Source organism: Ruegeria sp. BC8, from assembly GCF_056535705.1.
Map to the genome: position 1 here is coordinate 1,572,964 of NZ_JBQFIV010000001.1, position 16,542 is coordinate 1,589,505.

At 61.3% G+C, this 16,542-nt stretch carries 16 protein-coding genes; 12 read left to right on the forward strand and 4 right to left on the reverse strand.

Annotation, left to right across the window (positions count from 1 at the left end; all coding sequences use genetic code 11):
* The first annotated feature begins 11 nt into the window (after positions 1 to 11).
* Together ACR3EK_RS08010 and ACR3EK_RS08015 are read left to right on the forward strand one after the other, a co-directional pair.
* Positions 12 to 347 carry a hypothetical protein gene (locus ACR3EK_RS08010; protein WP_170592625.1) on the forward strand — a complete coding sequence of 112 codons (336 nt, stop codon included), beginning with the start codon at positions 12 to 14 and terminating at the stop codon, positions 345 to 347.
* Positions 348 to 399: 52 nt separating this feature from the next.
* Positions 400 to 1,116 carry an RlmE family RNA methyltransferase gene (locus tag ACR3EK_RS08015; protein ID WP_480633099.1) on the forward strand — a complete coding sequence of 239 codons (717 nt, stop codon included), beginning with the start codon at positions 400 to 402 and terminating at the stop codon, positions 1,114 to 1,116.
* Here the strand turns inward: ACR3EK_RS08015 and ACR3EK_RS08020 are convergent, their stop codons facing one another.
* The 3 genes from ACR3EK_RS08020 to ACR3EK_RS08030 are packed head-to-tail and all read right to left on the reverse strand — an operon-like array spanning position 1,117 to position 4,206.
* Positions 1,117 to 1,443 carry a hypothetical protein gene (locus tag ACR3EK_RS08020; RefSeq protein WP_170437589.1) on the reverse strand — a complete coding sequence of 109 codons (327 nt, stop codon included), beginning with the start codon at positions 1,441 to 1,443 and terminating at the stop codon, positions 1,117 to 1,119.
* Positions 1,421 to 3,343 carry a multiheme c-type cytochrome gene (locus ACR3EK_RS08025; protein ID WP_480633100.1) on the reverse strand — a complete coding sequence of 641 codons (1,923 nt, stop codon included), beginning with the start codon at positions 3,341 to 3,343 and terminating at the stop codon, positions 1,421 to 1,423. The genes ACR3EK_RS08020 and ACR3EK_RS08025 overlap by 23 nt, the downstream gene beginning before the upstream one ends.
* The gene (locus ACR3EK_RS08030; RefSeq protein WP_170359160.1) at positions 3,340 to 4,206 is read right to left on the reverse strand and encodes a YihY/virulence factor BrkB family protein; all 867 of its coding nucleotides are present in this window, start codon (positions 4,204 to 4,206) and stop codon (positions 3,340 to 3,342) included. The genes ACR3EK_RS08025 and ACR3EK_RS08030 overlap by 4 nt, the downstream gene beginning before the upstream one ends.
* A 171-nt stretch (positions 4,207 to 4,377) precedes the next feature.
* On the opposite strand from ACR3EK_RS08030, the gene ACR3EK_RS08035 reads away from it, so the two are divergent.
* From ACR3EK_RS08035 to cls, 10 genes are all read left to right on the forward strand, one after another.
* The gene (locus tag ACR3EK_RS08035; protein WP_170339049.1) at positions 4,378 to 5,463 is read left to right on the forward strand and encodes an AI-2E family transporter; all 1,086 of its coding nucleotides are present in this window, start codon (positions 4,378 to 4,380) and stop codon (positions 5,461 to 5,463) included.
* Between the two features lie 131 nt (positions 5,464 to 5,594).
* Entirely contained in the window at positions 5,595 to 6,572 is a 978-nt protein-coding gene (locus tag ACR3EK_RS08040) for an AAA family ATPase (RefSeq protein WP_170339047.1), read from the forward strand.
* Between the two features lie 20 nt (positions 6,573 to 6,592).
* Positions 6,593 to 7,540, forward strand: coding sequence for a DUF58 domain-containing protein (locus ACR3EK_RS08045; RefSeq protein WP_480633101.1), 948 nt, complete (start codon positions 6,593 to 6,595; stop codon positions 7,538 to 7,540).
* Positions 7,537 to 8,010: a DUF4381 domain-containing protein gene (locus ACR3EK_RS08050; RefSeq protein WP_480633102.1), complete on the forward strand. Its 474-nt coding sequence runs from the start codon at positions 7,537 to 7,539 to the stop codon at positions 8,008 to 8,010. The genes ACR3EK_RS08045 and ACR3EK_RS08050 overlap by 4 nt, the downstream gene beginning before the upstream one ends.
* Entirely contained in the window at positions 8,010 to 8,993 is a 984-nt protein-coding gene (locus ACR3EK_RS08055; protein WP_480633103.1) for a vWA domain-containing protein, read from the forward strand. The genes ACR3EK_RS08050 and ACR3EK_RS08055 overlap by 1 nt, the downstream gene beginning before the upstream one ends.
* A complete protein-coding gene (locus ACR3EK_RS08060) occupies positions 8,990 to 10,492 on the forward strand; it encodes a VWA domain-containing protein (protein WP_170367148.1) in 1,503 nt (500 codons plus the stop codon). Before ACR3EK_RS08055 ends, ACR3EK_RS08060 begins: the two co-directional genes overlap by 4 nt.
* Positions 10,489 to 11,715: a hypothetical protein gene (locus ACR3EK_RS08065; RefSeq protein ID WP_480633104.1), complete on the forward strand. Its 1,227-nt coding sequence runs from the start codon at positions 10,489 to 10,491 to the stop codon at positions 11,713 to 11,715. The genes ACR3EK_RS08060 and ACR3EK_RS08065 overlap by 4 nt, the downstream gene beginning before the upstream one ends.
* A 258-nt stretch (positions 11,716 to 11,973) precedes the next feature.
* Positions 11,974 to 13,584: an arylsulfatase gene (locus tag ACR3EK_RS08070; protein ID WP_093962145.1), complete on the forward strand. Its 1,611-nt coding sequence runs from the start codon at positions 11,974 to 11,976 to the stop codon at positions 13,582 to 13,584.
* Between the two features lie 75 nt (positions 13,585 to 13,659).
* Complete coding sequence (locus ACR3EK_RS08075) at positions 13,660 to 14,634, forward strand: HAD family hydrolase (RefSeq protein ID WP_480633105.1); 975 nt, start codon at positions 13,660 to 13,662, stop codon at positions 14,632 to 14,634.
* 23 nt (positions 14,635 to 14,657) lie between these two features.
* On the forward strand, positions 14,658 to 16,070 hold the full coding sequence (cls, locus tag ACR3EK_RS08080) for a cardiolipin synthase (protein ID WP_170432515.1): 1,413 nt from the start codon (positions 14,658 to 14,660) through the stop codon (positions 16,068 to 16,070).
* Here the strand turns inward: cls and ACR3EK_RS08085 are convergent.
* The gene (locus ACR3EK_RS08085; RefSeq protein ID WP_170373334.1) at positions 16,067 to 16,501 is read right to left on the reverse strand and encodes an ion channel; all 435 of its coding nucleotides are present in this window, start codon (positions 16,499 to 16,501) and stop codon (positions 16,067 to 16,069) included. The genes cls and ACR3EK_RS08085 overlap by 4 nt on opposite strands.
* Between the last annotated feature and the right edge of the window lie 41 nt (positions 16,502 to 16,542).

A 16,542-nucleotide genomic window follows, 5' to 3' on the forward strand; every position in this document is an offset into this window, starting at 1 on the left:
CTCTGCGCTGAATGCCGCTTGCGACCATAGCGATTGCCTACCGGGTTTCGACGGCCGCAACCACGATCTGTGCGCTTGAGGCTGCCGGGTTCAAGGTATTCAGCCCGAGTTTTCACATCGCCAACACCGTTCCGCATTATGCTTTGGCGATTGGCGGCATTGGGATCGCCGTGCCAGCGGTCGACTCGGCAGAGGCACTAGAACTGCTGCACAGTTTTTCGGCGTCACCGCCGACATCCGGCACCCTCGGCGGGAAGGTCTTGAACGGTCTGGGATGGGCGGCATTTGGTGTTTCTACGCCCTGGCCCGATCTGCTATTGAGGGAGCGGTCGATATCATCGGCTTGATGCCACATGAACAAGCGGGTAAAGGCCTCGCAGTCTTCAGGAGACCTTTTCAATGGCCAAGAAACCCAGCGGCAAAAACACTTCGGGACGCGGGCAGCGTGACCTGAAGGTCAAGGTCAAAACCGCGCGCGGACGCAAGCTCAGCTCGACCCGCTGGCTCGAGCGGCAGCTGAATGATCCGTATGTCAAGCGTGCGCAGGCCGAGGGGTATCGGGGTCGCGCGGCCTACAAGATTCTGGAGTTGGACGACAAGTTCCGCTTTCTGGTTCCGGGCGCACGCGTGGTCGACCTTGGCTGCGCGCCCGGTGGCTGGTGCCAGGTCGCGGTCAAACGCGTGAATGCGCTGGGCGAGAAATCGGGCAAACGGATCGGGACGGTTCTGGGCGTCGACCTGCAAGAGGTCGAGCCCGTGGCGGGTGCCGAAACCCACGTTCTGGACTTCATGGAAGACGATGCCGACGAGAAGGTAAAACAGTGGCTTGGCGGCAAGGCCGACGTTGTCATGTCGGACATGGCCGCCGCGTCCTCCGGGCACAAGCAGACCGACCACCTGCGGATCATGGCGCTGTGCGAAACCGCCGCCTACTTCGCCTTTGACGTGCTGGAGGTCGGAGGAACCTTTGTCGCAAAAGTTCTGGCAGGTGGCGCCGAAGGCGATCTGCAGAAACTGCTGAAGCAGAAGTTCGAGAAAGTGTCAAATGTCAAACCGCCAGCTTCACGGTCGGACAGTTCGGAAAAATTCGTGGTGGCAACCGGTTTTCGGGGCTGATCAGTCGTCGTCCAGGGCGATTTTGTCGGCCACAATCCGCTGCGGCCGCAACGACGCCGCCGCCATTCCCTGCAGCAGCAACGCCTCGCCATGGTTGAGATACGTGGCCGGCTTGTTGCGCAACTCGTCGATCCGCTGATCCAGCGAGACCCGGCGCGTTGCCACAGGTTGGTCGAGCTTTGTCGACGGGCGTTTCAAATACAACATGGATAACCACATCCTGAACTGGTCAATGACTTGACCATGGATGTTGGCCGGCAAATGGGACTGCAAAATGGCGCAACTGCGTCGCTTCGATGCCGGTTTACCGGCCCAGTTGCCGCGCAAGATCCTGAAGCGCTGGGCTGTCGGGCAGAGTCCGAAGACCCTCATCCAACACCTGACGGGCTGCATCCGTGCCGCGGTTGATTTGGGCCAGCTGGATCAGCATTGGCCAAGCATCCTCGCGCTGGGGATCCATGGATACCGCCTGACGAAATGCCTGTTCGGCGGCCACAGGGTTTCTCAGCGTCAGCGCCATCCCCCCAAGGACCAGGTGGGTTTCCGGGAAATCCAGACGATTGGACAAAGAGCGCTGCCAATCCGCCATGTTCTCACGCGCGTTGTTGCGCTGCAGGGGTGTCAATGCCGCGGCGGGAATGGGCAGGAACTCCTTGGCAGCGGCAAGGCGTACGCTTCGCACTGGGTCGTACAACAGCGGCGACAAACGGGCCACCCTGTCGTCCAGCCCTGCCGCCCGCTGCAACACCGCCGCGTTGGCGCGAACCAATGGGTCTTCGTCCGTCAGCATCGCTGCTGTTTGCTCGGCCATTTCGGGGGTCGCGAAAGGTTGCAGCAGATAGACGGCCGTCGCCCGCACAATGCCGGGCTGCGCGCCGTCCTGAGCAACAGCCAGCAACGCGGCCGGGTCCTCGACCTCTCCGGCGAATGCGGGGGCGAATGCAATCCCGAAATGGGGCGTACTATGATCGGAGTCCGGGAACCAGTCATTTATGGCGGCGGCGGCCCAGGGCTGATTCTGATCCGTGTGGCAATCAGTGCAGGCATCCTCTCCCAAGCTCAGATCGGGGCGCGGTACACGGAAACTGTGATCGCGTCGGCCATCGACGCCCATATAGAGACGTTCGATCATGTGGCAGCTTTTGCACTGCGCCCCCTCGCCTCCCTCCGGGTGGTGATGGTGTGAGGGATCGTCGTATTGCGCCTTTCGCAGTGACGGAAAATCGGGGTTGCCAGCCGGGGAATGGCACTGCGTACAGACCGCATTGTCCTCAGCCTTCAAGGTTGCACTGTGCGCCTCATGGCAATTCAGGCAGCCGACGCCTTGCGCATACATTTTGGACTGCAGAAAAGATCCATAGACATAGACCTCGTCCAGTATCTGGCCGTCGGAGTGGTAGAGACCCGGACGCAGAAGCGCCAGATTGTAGGCATCGTGGAATGGCGTGCCGGGCAGCGGGTTTCCGTCCTCCAGCGCTTCGCGGCGGGAATGACAGCCGGCGCATTGCTGAATCTCGATCTCGGTGTCGCCCGTACCCCAGATGGCAGGAAACCCAAACTCGTTCAGCCCGGCAGGCGCGGGCTGACCTTTTGTCCAATCCAGATGAGCCGAGCCGGGGCCATGGCAAGCCTCACAGCCCACGCCGATCTCAACCTGCTCGGAAGCAAAGGACTGGGTCTGCGGCTGAAAGTTCTTTTCGAACCCTGTCGCGTGACACTCCGCGCAGCGGCCGTTCCAATTCTTGTAGGGGCCGGTCCAGTGCAGCCCATCGTCTGGCGGCAAGTCCTGATCCGGATACAGGTGGTACCAGCGCCCGGCCTGCGTGTCCCAGACCACATCAAAGCTCTGCAATCGGCCGGGCTCGGTTTCAAACAGATATTGCTGCAACGGCTCGATCCCAGCGACGGAATGAACCCTGTATTGCTGGCTTTGGCCGTCCTTCTCGGTCACGTCGGCAAGATAGTCCGACCCCTCCCGCCGAAACGTGACGGTCATGCCATCATGAGAAAAGGTCGTATCATCGAAATCGGCCACAACGCTGTCAGGTGTGGGCTCTGTCCAGGCCAAGGCGTGGTGGGATCCCGCCCAGGCTTGCACCTGTTCGTCATGACAATCGCGACAAGCGTCCGAGCCGACATAGTCCTGCGCCCACGCCCAACCGCTGTTTTGCAAGAGGGCGCATCCGGAAAACGCAATGATCCAGGCGATGCGGTGCCAATTTCTCATGAAGGTCCGACCTCGCCCTGGTTGTCGATGTCCATCAGCGCGCCGTTGAACTCTGCGCCGAAAATAAGGATGGCGGCGCACAGATACATGAAAATCAACGCGGCCATGGCCCCCGCCAGGCCAGCATAGGTGGCGCTGTAGGTCGCGAATTGCGCGATATAGACCGAGAACCCCCACCCTCCGGCCGCCCACAACAGAAGGGTCAGCGCCACACCGGGCAGGATTTGCATGATGCGGTGACGCTTTGTCGGCAGGATCAGATGGGCCAGCAGAACCGTTCCCGCCGGCACCGCCACCGTGAAGGTCCACCGCAAACGGTCAACCGACAGCCATTCGCCCACGTCCACGGCAGTATTCTCGGACACCAGACGTGTGTAGACCGGCAGCACCAGTTCAACCGCCGCGATCAGCAGGATCGCGGCTCCGCCCAAAATGACCAACCCGAGGCACAGCAGGCGCGTCTTCCAGAATGGCCAGCTGTCATTGTCATGATAAGCCTGGTTCATGGCGGCACGTACGGCCGCCACTCCGTTCGAGGCGAAGTACACGGCCAGCAGACCGCCCAGCGTGATCACACCGGAACCCGACCCGTCCAGAACCGCGCGCAATTCGGCCACGATGGGTTGGGCTACGTCCTGTGGCCACGCACCGAATATCAATTCGATCAGTTCGTCCGTCACATATCCCTGCGACAACGATCCGGCCAAAGCGACGGTGAACAGAACAAACGGAAACAGCGCCAGCATCAGCGACATCGCCACATGGCTGCTCATGACGAAACCGTTTTTGTCGCCGAAGCGTTGGACCGCCAGCCACAGCGCCCGGCCAAACCGGCCAAAAACGGGAATCGAAAGACGTGTCATTGGGAAACTCTAGCCTGCAATCCGCGTTGGAAGAACCAGCCAATGTGCCAATTGCACGAGATTCTTCCGAATAACTGTCTGGCCCGATTGCATAAAGCCCGCCGCCTGTGCAGGATTGCCCCACAAAACTCCAATCGCTGCCGGCTTGCGCCGGTATAGCCGAGGCCCCGCATGACGCCATCAGAGCCCCCCACCCGCACACCGCTGAGGTTGAGTGTCGTACGCGACGTCACCATCGTGCTGACGCTTGTGGTTCTGGGGCTTTACGCCGGCGCCAGCTTTCTGATTCCGCTGACCATGGCCTTGCTGATCAACGTGCTGATCATCGCACTCAGCGATCGGGTTATCGCGCTGACCCGTGCTCCGGTCTGGCTTGCCAACCTGGCCGCCGTCACAGTGGTTCTGGCAGGCTTGTTCATGATCACCTACATCCTGGGCAGTCAGGCCACGCAGTTCGCGCGAACTGCGGGTACCTATGAAAGCCAGTTCGACGGCGTGATCAACCGCGTCACCGGTCTGGTCGGGAATGATGTCACCTCTTTTGTCCGGGACAACCTGATCAGCATCGACATGACCTCGGTCGCCCGGATTTTGCTGGGCAGCGCCACCTCGATGCTGAACCAGTTTTTCCTGATCAGCCTTTATGTGGCCTTCCTTATGGCCGAACGGCTGGCATTCCGCAAAAAGCTGCGGATTGCAGCCGGCAACCCCGTCACCGGAGCCGAGCTTTCTTCGGTTCTGGATGCGATAACCTTCAGCTTGCAGCGCTATGTCGGGGTCAAGACATTCATCAGCCTCGTTACCGCTGGAATCAGCTATTCGGTTTTTCGCGTGTTGGGTCTGGAATACGCGGAAACCTGGGCCGTTCTGACGTTTGCCCTGAACTTCATCCCATCAATCGGGTCGATCATCGCGGTGATCTTTCCCGCGATGATCGCACTTGTTCAATTCGAGACGATCGGCCCGTTCCTGATCATCGTCTTCGGGTGCGGTACCATCCAATTCCTGATCGGCAACTTCCTTGATCCGGCCCTGCTGGGCCGCTCGCTGAACATGTCGACCTTTCTTGTCATCCTCGCACTGACGTTCTGGACGACAGTCTGGGGCCTGATCGGCGCGTTTCTCAGCGTTCCGTTGACCGTGTGCATTCTGATCATCTTCAGCCACATTCCGGCCCTGCGCCCTATCGCCGTCCTCATGTCGCTGGATGGACGTCTGGCCGACGACGTCAAGTCGCACGGTCCTGATCGGGGCTGAACGCCCTGAAATCGGGGGTGGATCGGCCCGAGGTGCGCTGCTAACTTTCAAATATTGCAATGGATTGACCGAAAAGATCCAGCGGGTCCGGCGCAAACGCATGATTGACCATTTCTGATGATTGGACCGCCATGACACCGCTTGACCAAATCAACGATCTCAAAGCCCGGATGGCCCAATCGATCATTGGACAGACACAGGTCATCGACCGCCTTCTGATCGGGCTGCTGGCCAACGGGAACCTGCTGATCGAAGGTTTGCCCGGCCTGGCCAAAACCCGTGCCGTCAAGGCGATGGCGCGCAATCTTGATGCCGAATTCAGCCGCATCCAGTTCACGCCCGACCTGCTGCCGTCCGACGTGACCGGGACCGAGGTCTATACCCAGACCGACGCGGGCGGCACCTTTCGGTTCGAGCCTGGTCCGATCTTCGCCAACATCGTCCTGGCGGACGAGATCAACCGCGCGCCGGCCAAGGTTCAGGCCGCGCTGCTTGAGGCGATGGAGGAACGGCAGGTCACCGTGTCCGGCACCACCCACAAGATGGAGCCGCTGTTCATCGTGATGGCCACCCAGAACCCGATCGAGCAGGAAGGTACCTATCCGCTGCCCGAGGCGCAGATGGACCGGTTCCTGATGCATGTGCAGATCACCTACCCCCCGGTAGAGGACGAGGTGCTGGTGATCCGTCTGGTCCGCGGCGAGGACACCGCCGCCAATTCCGGAACCACCGCCGAGAAACCCTCACCGATCCCGCAAGATGCCGTCTTTGCCGCCCGGCAGGAGATCGGGCAGATACATGTCTCGGATGCGATGGATCGGTACATGGCCGATCTGGTTCAGGCCACCCGGACGCCGTCCGCGCTCAGCGATGACCTCGCCGCCTGGATCGAGATCGGCGCCAGCCCGCGGGCGTCGCTGGCGCTGGACAAATGCGGCCGGGCCCATGCCTGGATGAACGGGCGCGACTATGTCGACCCGGCCGACATCCGTGCCATTGCCCATGACGTGTTCCGCCACCGCGTCACGCTGAGTTTCGAAGCGCAGGGGGACGCCAAGACCGCCGATGACGTGATCGACGAGATCCTGAAGCTCGTCGCCCTGCCCTGATCGCAACAAAGGAGAGCCGCGTGTCCCCGACCGCAGCGACATCCCGCGACCCACGCATCCACGTCGATGCCCGCCACCTGCTGAGCCTCGGCGGACGCAGCGGCGCACTCAGCCTTTTGCCGCGACAGCCTGCCCGTTCGGTGCTGAACGGCCGCCATGCCTCGCGCCTGCGCGGGCGCGGCCTGAATTTCGAGGAACTGCGCACCTATCTGCCCGGCGACGACATCCGCACGATCGACTGGAAAGTGACGGCCCGAACGGGCGAGCCGCATGTGCGCGTCTATACCGAAGAGCGTGACCGCCCGGCGCTGCTGCTGGTGGATCAGCGGGTTTCGATGTTCTTCGGCACACAAGTCTACATGAAATCGGTAGTGGCAGCCGAGGCCGCGGCCATCGCTGCTCATCGGGTTCTGGCGCAAGGCGACCGCGTCGGCGGTATCGTGTTCGGCGATACCGACCTGGCCGAACATCGGCCACAGCGCCGCCCGGCGGCCTTGCGGCGGTTTCTGTCCTCGCTCGGCGCGCTCAACTGCAGCCTGCACGCTGGGTTGCGCCCACAAGCCACGGTCTCGCTGAACCAGGTGCTGCAACAGGCTGCTCGCATCGCACATACCAATGCCTTGGTCTGTGTATTCTCGGATTTTGACGGCCTGACCGACGGGTCCGAACGGCTGCTGCGCCGCCTTGCCCATTCCAATGACCTGATCCTGTTCGACATCTCCGACCCAATCTCGCGCCATATGCCGCCCGAGCTTCGGCTGACGGTCTCGGACGGCGACCAGCAGATCGAACTGGACGCGTCAGACCGCCAAATGTCGGACCGCGTGACCCAGGCGATGGAGCAGCGGCTGGCGCAGCTGCAATCCTGGTCGCGCCGATACGGGTTTCCCGTCGTCCCGCTGACAACGGCCGAGCCCGCTTTGGCCCAGATCCTGAGGCTGTTCGGCCACCAACGGGGGCGGTCATGACCCCGGACACCGAAGCCAAATCGCTGGTCGAACTGCTGGACATGCTGAAACCGGCGCCCGAGCCGGCACCGATTTCCATGGTGCCGCAGACCTGGGGCTGGGTTGTTCTGGCGGTGGCGCTGTTGCTGGTGCTTGGTATGGTCCTCGTAACGATCTGGCGGCACCGGCAGGCAAATGCCTATCGGCGGTTTGCACTGAAGGAATTGGACCGGTGCCAGAATGACCCGGCCAAAACCGCCGAGATCGTGCGCCGCGCGGCGCTTGTCGCCTTTCCCCGGTCTCAAGTGGCCGGTTTAACCGGTGCCGACTGGGCGAATTTTCTTGGCCAAACCGCTGACCTGTCCGGGTTTTCCGCCTCGGCCCTCGGCAATCTGGCGGCCGCCCCATACCGCAAGGGGGTCACCGACCCGGATGCCGCCGAATTGGCGCGGCACTGGATCAAGTCGCATCGGGCCAAGGGGGCGGTCTGATGTTCAGTTTCGCCGCGCCTTGGGTGTTTCTTCTGCTGCCACTGCCGGCACTGGTCTATTTCTTTGCTCCGCCACACCGGCAACGGGTCGATGCCATTCGCATCCCGTTCTTTCGCCACGTCGCCCAAGCGGCCGGGGCCGAGCCGCAATCCGGCTCGGTCACCCTGAGACGGACGCGGCTGCAAACCGGTCTGGCGATCCTGATCTGGGTGCTGCTGGTTCTGGCAATGGCCCGGCCCGAACGGTTGGGCGACCCGATCGTCATCGAGAAATCCGCCCGCGACGTGGTGCTGGCCGTGGACATCTCGGGTTCGATGGACCAGCGCGACTTCAAGGCCGCAGATGGCTCGCCCAAGCAGCGGCTGGAGGCCGTCAAGGACGTTCTGCGCGCCTTCATCGCCGCGCGCGAAGGCGACCGGATGGCGCTGATCATCTTCGGCACCCGCGCTTTCGTTCAGGCCCCGTTCACCGAGGATTTGCAAAGCCTCAACGGCTTTCTGGATCAGACCGCCGTCGGCATGGCGGGTCCGAACACGGCGCTGGGCGATGCGATCGGGCTGGGCATCCGCACCTTCGAGTCGAGCGAGGTGGACCAACGCCTGATGATCGTCCTGTCGGACGGTGCCGACACCTCAAGCCGCATGACGCCGGTCAATGCCGCGTCGATTGCGGCGGACAAGGGGGTCGTGATCTACACGATTGGCGTCGGCGACCCGAATGCCACGGGCGAAGACCGGGTCGACCTGGACGCGCTGAAGGACATCGCCAACAAAACCCAAGGCCAATATTTCTTTGCCGATGATGAGACCGCCCTGGCCGAGGTCTACCAACAGATCGACGCCCAGAACCCCCGCGTGGTGGAAACCCAAAGCTACCGCCCGAGGGTCAGCCTTGCGCATTATCCACTGGCGGCGGCGCTGCTCCTCATCCTCGCCAGCACCCTGGGCTTTCGCCTTTCACAGGGCCGGAGGCGCGCGGCATGATCGACGCTCTGGCCCAGTTTCATTTCCTGCGCCCCTACTGGTTGCTGCTGTTGCTGCCTATTGCCGCTGTCTGGCGGCTGACCCGGCCGCGCAGATCGGGCAGCTCGGACCTGCCTGCGGGCATCGCGCCCCACCTGGCGCAGGCACTGCGTCTGGGGGCCCAAGATCAACGGCGAGTCGGTCCGCCGGACCTCGCCGCGCTCGCCGCCGGCCTTCTGACCCTTGCCGTGGCGGGGCCGACATGGTCACGGGCGCCGAACCCTCTGATCGCGGACACCGCGCCGCTGGTGATCGCGCTCAAGGTCACCGACAGCATGGAGGAGGCCGACCTGGCGCCGTCACGGCTGGACCGTGCAAAGTTGAAGATCACCGATCTGATCAACACCCGCGCAGGTGCGCCCACCGCCCTGATCGCCTATGCCGGAACGGCGCACCGGGTCGCGCCGCTGACCGAAGACGCCAACATCCTGCGCCCCTTGCTCGAAGGGTTGACCCCGGCGGTCATGCCGGTCGCGGGCGATGCCGCCGGTGACGCGCTGACGCTGGCGCAGGACATTCTGGGCGATCAGACAGGCACAGGCGCGGTTCTCTTCGTACTCGACGATATCGATCCGCAACAGGTTTCCGCGTTGGGACAATCTGATACCCCTTTGTTTTTTCTGACAATGCTTCCGAATGGCCGCCAGATTCCGCAACTGGACGGCCTGCGCAGCGCCACGATCGTTCCCTTCTCGGGCGACGACCGTGACGTCTCCCGGCTGAACCGCGCGATCACCCGCAGTTTTTCCGCGGCATTGGGCGAGGATGACCGCGTCGACTGGCAGGACCGCGCCTGGATCCTGGCCTGGCCCGTCGCCTTGATCGCGCTGCTGTGGTTCCGACGCGGCTGGGTCATCCGCTGGGGGTTTGTGACATTGCTGTTACTGCCACCGACCGGCGCGCGCGCAGACGGTTGGCGGGACTGGTTCCTGACCCCGGACCAGCAGGGCCAGATCGCCATGAACCGCAAGGACTACGCCGCCGCCAGCACGCTGTTTAACGATCCGTATCACCGAGGCTACGCCCAGTTGAAAGCCGGGCAATATGCCGAAGCCTCCGAGACCTTTGCCCAGCTTTCCACGCCCGAAGCAGCGTTTGCCGAAGGCATGGCCCGCATCCGAAATCGAGAGTATCGCCCGGCCATCGCAGCCTTTGAAACCGCGCTGGAGCGCCGCCCGGATTGGCCGGAGGCCGCGTACAACCTGGCCGTCGCCCAGGCCATTCTGGCCGAGGTCGAATCCACCCGCGAGCAATCCGATACCGGCGAGGAGGCGGGCATCGGGGCGGATGACGTGGTGTTCGACAACGAAGCCGGTTTGGGCGCGGACACCACGCAACAGGCCGAGACCGGGGACGCCGCGCCCTTGTCGGCCGACCAGTGGATCAGCGCCATCGACACCGACATGCAGGACTTCCTGCGCAGCCGGTTTGTTCTTGAAAATCAGGAGCGTTCCCAATGAGGTACTTCGCGCTCTTGATGCTGCTTCTGTGGCCCGCCCAGGCTTCGGCGCAAGCACCAGACATCCAGCCCCGCGTCACGATCGAAGTGCCACCGGATCCGACAATCGTCGGCCAGCCCGCTATCGTTCGCCTGAAGGTGCTGGTGCCGACCTACATGCCAAATCCGCCGGTCTTTCCATCGCTTGAACAGGAAAACCTTCTGGTACGCCTGCCCGATCGCGCTTCGGGGCCGGTCAGCGAGAGCGTCGAAGGCCAAACATGGTCCGGGGTTCAGCGCAGCTATCGGCTGTATCCGTTGGCCCCCGGTACGTATGAATTTGCGGCGGCCGAGGTGCAGGTGACATTTGCCGATCCCGAAACCAACGATCCCGTTCAGGTCTCGGTTCCCCTGCCTGCCGTTCGCCTGACAGTCGGGATTCCTGACGCAGCCCGAGGATTGGATCCCCTGATAATCGCTGACGGGTTCGAACTGTCGCAGGAGATTGAGGGCGATACCAGCCTTCAAACCGGAGACGCACTGACCCGCACCCTGACGGCAAAGATCACCGGAACGACCCCGATCATGATCCCGCCTTTGTTGCCCGAGATCGAGGACCCATTGTTGCGAGCCTATCCCAATGAGCCCCGATTGACGGAAACCGAAGACCGGGGTGTTTTGTCCGGCCAACGAACCGACCGCGTGACCTATGTGGCTCAGGACGGCGGACAGACCCAATTGCCGGCTGTCGAGATCGATTGGTTCAACCTCAAGACCAACAAGGTTGAAACTGCGCGCGCCGATTCCGTCGACCTCGTTCTTGCGCCGCCGCCTTGGCAGCCTCCGGACCGGGAAACCGTTCTGCAGCTGGTCGGCTATTTCTTCATTGGGGTCGTGATATTATGGTTTGTTTTTCGCAAACTACATCCGGTTCTTTTGGCACGCTGGGCAGCGGCCAGGCAACGCAGGCTGGCCTCGGCAGCGCATGCCTTTTCGGAACTCAAGCAGGCTGTGCGCCGACAAGACTTGGCCCGTGTTTATCAAAAGTTGGAAGTCTGGAAACGGCGACTGGCCGACCCGCCAGACACTGCTGAATTCGAGGCTTCTCTGGCCGAAATCGGCGCGTCCAGATATGGCGGCGGCGATCAGCAAGCGGAAAACTGGAGCAAGGTCCGAGATTGCCTTGACCGTATCGCCCGCCCCCTAGGCCACTCTCAATCCGCTTTGCCTCAGCTCAATCCCTGACGCGGCTGCCAATTACTTACCTTACGTCAACCCAATCTGAGCCAAATCCCAGGGCGCTATCTTCAAACATAAGTATTTTTAGATTGGTCTTTGTGATAGTTATCAATTGCCTAGAGGGGCTTGTCTTGATTCCCCCTTTTTGCCGAACCGCCTGACCTGCGAAGGGCGTGTTGAATGATTGACGGATCGGGGGACGCATTTTCCCCTTTTTGACTTTCCTGCAAGGCCGTTTTTGCCTGACCACATAAGGAGAAAAAGATGTCATCACAGGGAAATTTAACGCATCTATGGCGCAGAGGACTGCGACGATTGGCAGTTGCTACGGTTTCTGTCGCGCTGGCCGCGCCGGCCTGGGCGCAAGATCAGAAACCCAACATTCTGGTCATCTGGGGCGACGACATCGGTCAGTCGAACATCTCGGCCTATACCAAAGGCATGATGGGATACCGTACGCCCAATATCGACCGGGTCGCGAATGAAGGTATGATCTTCACCGACTATTATGGTGAGCAGTCCTGTACCGCAGGGCGGTCGTCTTACATCATGGGTCAGTCAGTGTTCCGCACAGGGCTGTCGAAGGTTGGCCTGCCAGGTGCCGATCTTGGTATGCAGGTCGAAGATCCGACCATTGCTGGGTTGTTGAAGGACCACGGCTATGCCACCGGTCAATTCGGCAAGAACCACCTGGGCGACAAAGATGAACATCTTCCGACAAACCACGGATTTGACGAGTTTTTCGGAAATCTCTACCACCTGAACGCGGAAGAGGAGCCCGAGAACGAAGACTATCCGGGTGACACCGTTTTGCCCGATGGCCGGACTTTCCGCGAAGCCTTTGGTCCCCGTGGCGTCATCAAGTCCAAGGCCGACGGAACCATCGAAGATACCGGACCGCTGACCAAGAAGCGGATGGAGACCGTGGATGAGGAAACGGTGGCTGCGGCGATCGACTTCATCAAGCGGGCCCACGAGCAAGGCCAGCCCTTCTATGTCTGGTGGAACGGAACGCGCATGCACTTCCGCACTCATGTCAAAGACGAGATGCGCCAGCAGGCCAATGACATGACCGGTCGTGTGATGGACGAATACTCGGCCGGCATGATCGAACATGACATGCATGTAGGCCAGTTGCTCGATCTGCTGGACGAGTTGGGCATCGCCGACAACACGATCGTTCATTACTCGACAGACAACGGACCGCACTACAATACGTGGCCCGATGCTGCGTCCACGCCGTTCTGGGGCGAAAAGAACACCAACTGGGAAGGCGGCTGGCGCGTGCCCTCGATGGTGCGTTGGCCCGGCAAGATCGAACCTGGATCGGTCACCAACGAGATCGTGCATCACATGGATTGGCTCCCGACCTATCTGGCGGCGGCCGGAGACCCCGAGATCAAGGACAAGCTGAAGGCAGGCTATTCGTCCTCGGGGATGGGTCGCGACTACAAGGTGCATCTGGACGGCTACAACATCCTGCCACTCTTGACGGGTGAAACCACAGAAAGCCCGCGCAAGGAGATCTTCTATTTTTCGGATGACGGCGACATGACGGCGCTGCGCTTCGGAGACTGGAAGCTGATCTTCCTGGAGCAGAAGGCTTGGGCCACCCTGCGCGCCTGGATGGAGCCATGGACCGAACTGCGCGTTCCGATCATCGTGAACCTGCGCCGCGATCCCTATGAACGCGGATATCGCACGTCCAACACCTACTATGACTGGATGATCGACCGCGTGTATTTCTTGGTGCCCGCGCAGCAATACGTGGCGAATTTCCTCGCAACCTTCCAGGAGTTCCCGCCGCGCCAGAAGGCGGCGAGCTTCAGCCTGGATCAGGTGATGGAAAAGATGCTGACGCCGACCAACAACTGATAAAGGTCGGTTCTACTCTCGAGGGTCGCCGGCTTGATCGGCGACCCTCATTTCTTTGATGCGAAAGGATATTTCATGTTCCGCCTGATCTTCTCAGCCGCCGTTTTCGCGTTGCCTGCGGGCCTTGCGGCGGACCCTCTGCCCAGTTGGACCGACAGTCCGGCCAAGGAACGGATCATCGCCTTTGTCGATACGGTGACGACGCCGAACTCGGACGGTTATGTCACCCCTGCAGACAGGGTGGCGGTGTTTGACAATGACGGAACGCTCTGGGCCGAGCAGCCGGTCTATTTCCAGTTCATCTACGCCATGGATGAGTTGGCCGAGATGGCGCAGGACGATCCCTCGATCCTGACCACGCCGACCTTGGAGGCAGCGGCCAAGGGCGACGCCGAAACCGTGCTGAAGGGCGGTGAAGATGCCTTGATCGAAGTCGTCAGCGCCACGCATTCGGGGCTCAGCGTCGATGCGTTCCAGGCTTCCGTCGCCGAATGGCTTCAGACGGAACGCCATCCCGATACGGGGCTGGCCTATGACCAGATGACGTATCAGCCCATGGTCGAACTGCTCCGGTATCTGCGTGACGAGGGGTTCACGACCTACATAGTTTCGGGCGGAGGCCTGCATTTCATGCGCGTGTTCGCCGAGGACGCCTATGGAATACCACCCAACCAGATTTTGGGAACCTATGCGGACAGCACCTACGAAATTGTTGACGGCACGCCCACGATCATGAAGGCGCCCGCGCTGGCGTTCATCGACGATAAGGAGGGCAAACCGATCAATATCGAGCGTACGATCGGGAAACGCCCGATCCTGGCGGTCGGGAACTCGGACGGTGATTTTGCCATGCTGGAATGGACTACCGCTGGCGACGGGCCGCGGATGGGCGTTCTGATCCACCACACAGATGCCGAACGGGAATGGGCCTATGATCGCGACAGCCACATCGGGCGGCTTGTCGACGGGCTGGACAAAGGCCCTGAAATGGGCTGGGTTATCGTGGACATGGCCAAAGACTGGTCCCGGGTTTTCACCGGCTCGAACTAAAGCGCGGAAAGGTCGGCACACACATGTGGACATTCATCGCCTCGCTGTCCGTCTTTGCCATCTACTGCGTCGCGGTTTTTTTTGCAGTACGGGCCGCTCAGACGGCGCGCACCCCGCAGGGCGCCGTGGGATGGGTGGTGTTTCTGCTTTCGGCACCGTTTCTGGCGGTGCCGCTATACCTGTTCCTGGGACATCACCGGTTCAAAGGGTATCGGATCGCCCGCAAGGAAAGCGAGCGCGTGGTCGAAGGGATCCGCAGCTTTGCCGATCACTCAAAACCCGATCCCGCGACGCTGACCGTCAATCCGCGCCCGTTTGAGGCGCTGGCTCACCTGCCCCTGTCCCGCGGCAACGGGGCCGAACTATTGATCGACGGAGAGGCGACGTTCCAATCCATCTTCCGTGCGATCGATGCGGCCAAAAACTATGTCCTCATTCAGTTCTACATCGTGCGCGATGACGCACTGGGGCTGGAGCTGCAAGACAGGCTGATCGATGCGGCCAAACGCGGGGTCAGCGTCCGGTTCATGACTGACGCGGTGGGCAGCTATGGCCTGCCGTCCTCATACTTGGAGGAGCTGCGCTCGGCCGGTGTGGATGTCGCTGATCCACGGGACCAGCGCGGGCCGAAGTTCCGGTTTCAGCTGAATTACCGCAACCACCGCAAGACCGTGATCATCGACGGCGAAACCGGGTTCATCGGCGGGCACAATGTGGGCGTCGAATACCTGGGGCAGGATCCGTATTTTGGCCGCTGGCGGGACACCCACATCAAGATGACCGGCCATATCGTTCGTCAGTTGCAGCTGATTTTCACCGAGGACTGGCACTGGGCCCGCGGAGAAGACCTGATTGACGTGCTGGACTGGGCCGGATCGGAATCCGATCAGGACATGAACGCGCTGCTGGTCGCCACCGGACCGGGCGACGCGACTGAAACGGGGTCGTTGATGTTCTTTTCCACGATCGCTGCGGCACAGGAGCGGTTGTGGATCGCATCACCCTATTTCGTGCCGGATATCGACGTGATGACGGCACTGGAACATGCCGCGCTGCGCGGCGTTGACGTCCGCATTCTGGTGCCGGACATGATCGACCACCGCCTGCCTTGGTTGGCCGCCTTTGCCTATTTCGATGAAATCCGGGATTCCGGCGTGCGCGTATTCCGCTACACCGACGGGTTCATGCACCAAAAGGTCATTCTGGTGGACGATACGTTGGCCGCAGTTGGCACCACGAACCTGGACAACCGCTCGTTCCGTCTGAATTTCGAAGCGATGGCGCTGTTCTTCGACAGCCGGGCAGCCGCTGCCACCGAGGACATGCTGAAGACCGATTTCGAAGCCAGCTACGAAATGACCAGAAGCCTTGCCCAGCAACCGCCGCATATCCGCTATGGTGCGCCTTTGGCGCGGTTGTTCTCGCCGATCCTCTAGGTCAGAAACCGCTCTTGGAACACGCGCGTCATGAGCGCGACCATGAATGCCGTGGAAAGACCGAAGGCCAATAATCCGGTGACCGAGGCGAAGGCCCCGAATATCCGCAACCCCTCGCCCAATACAATGTCGCCATAGCCCAGCGTCGTGAAGGTCACGAGCGAGAAGTACAGGGCCGAGTTCCAGTCCGGCAGGACATCTCCCATCACCCAGACGATCGCCCAGATCCACACCTGAATCGTATGCGTCGCCACGATGACGGCCAGCGCCAAGGCGATCGGGCCTGCCGTGGGCAGAAAGGTTCCCTGCCCTTCCCACCTGTCGATCACCTTGCGCACCAGGATGGTGCACCATGTGAGCAGCCCGATCTCGATCAGGAAACACAGCCCCAGATAGAAGCTGCCCCAAAGGATCTGCTGCGACAATGTCATGGTAATACCCTGCATCGGCCCGGAAACTGAAACTGCACAAT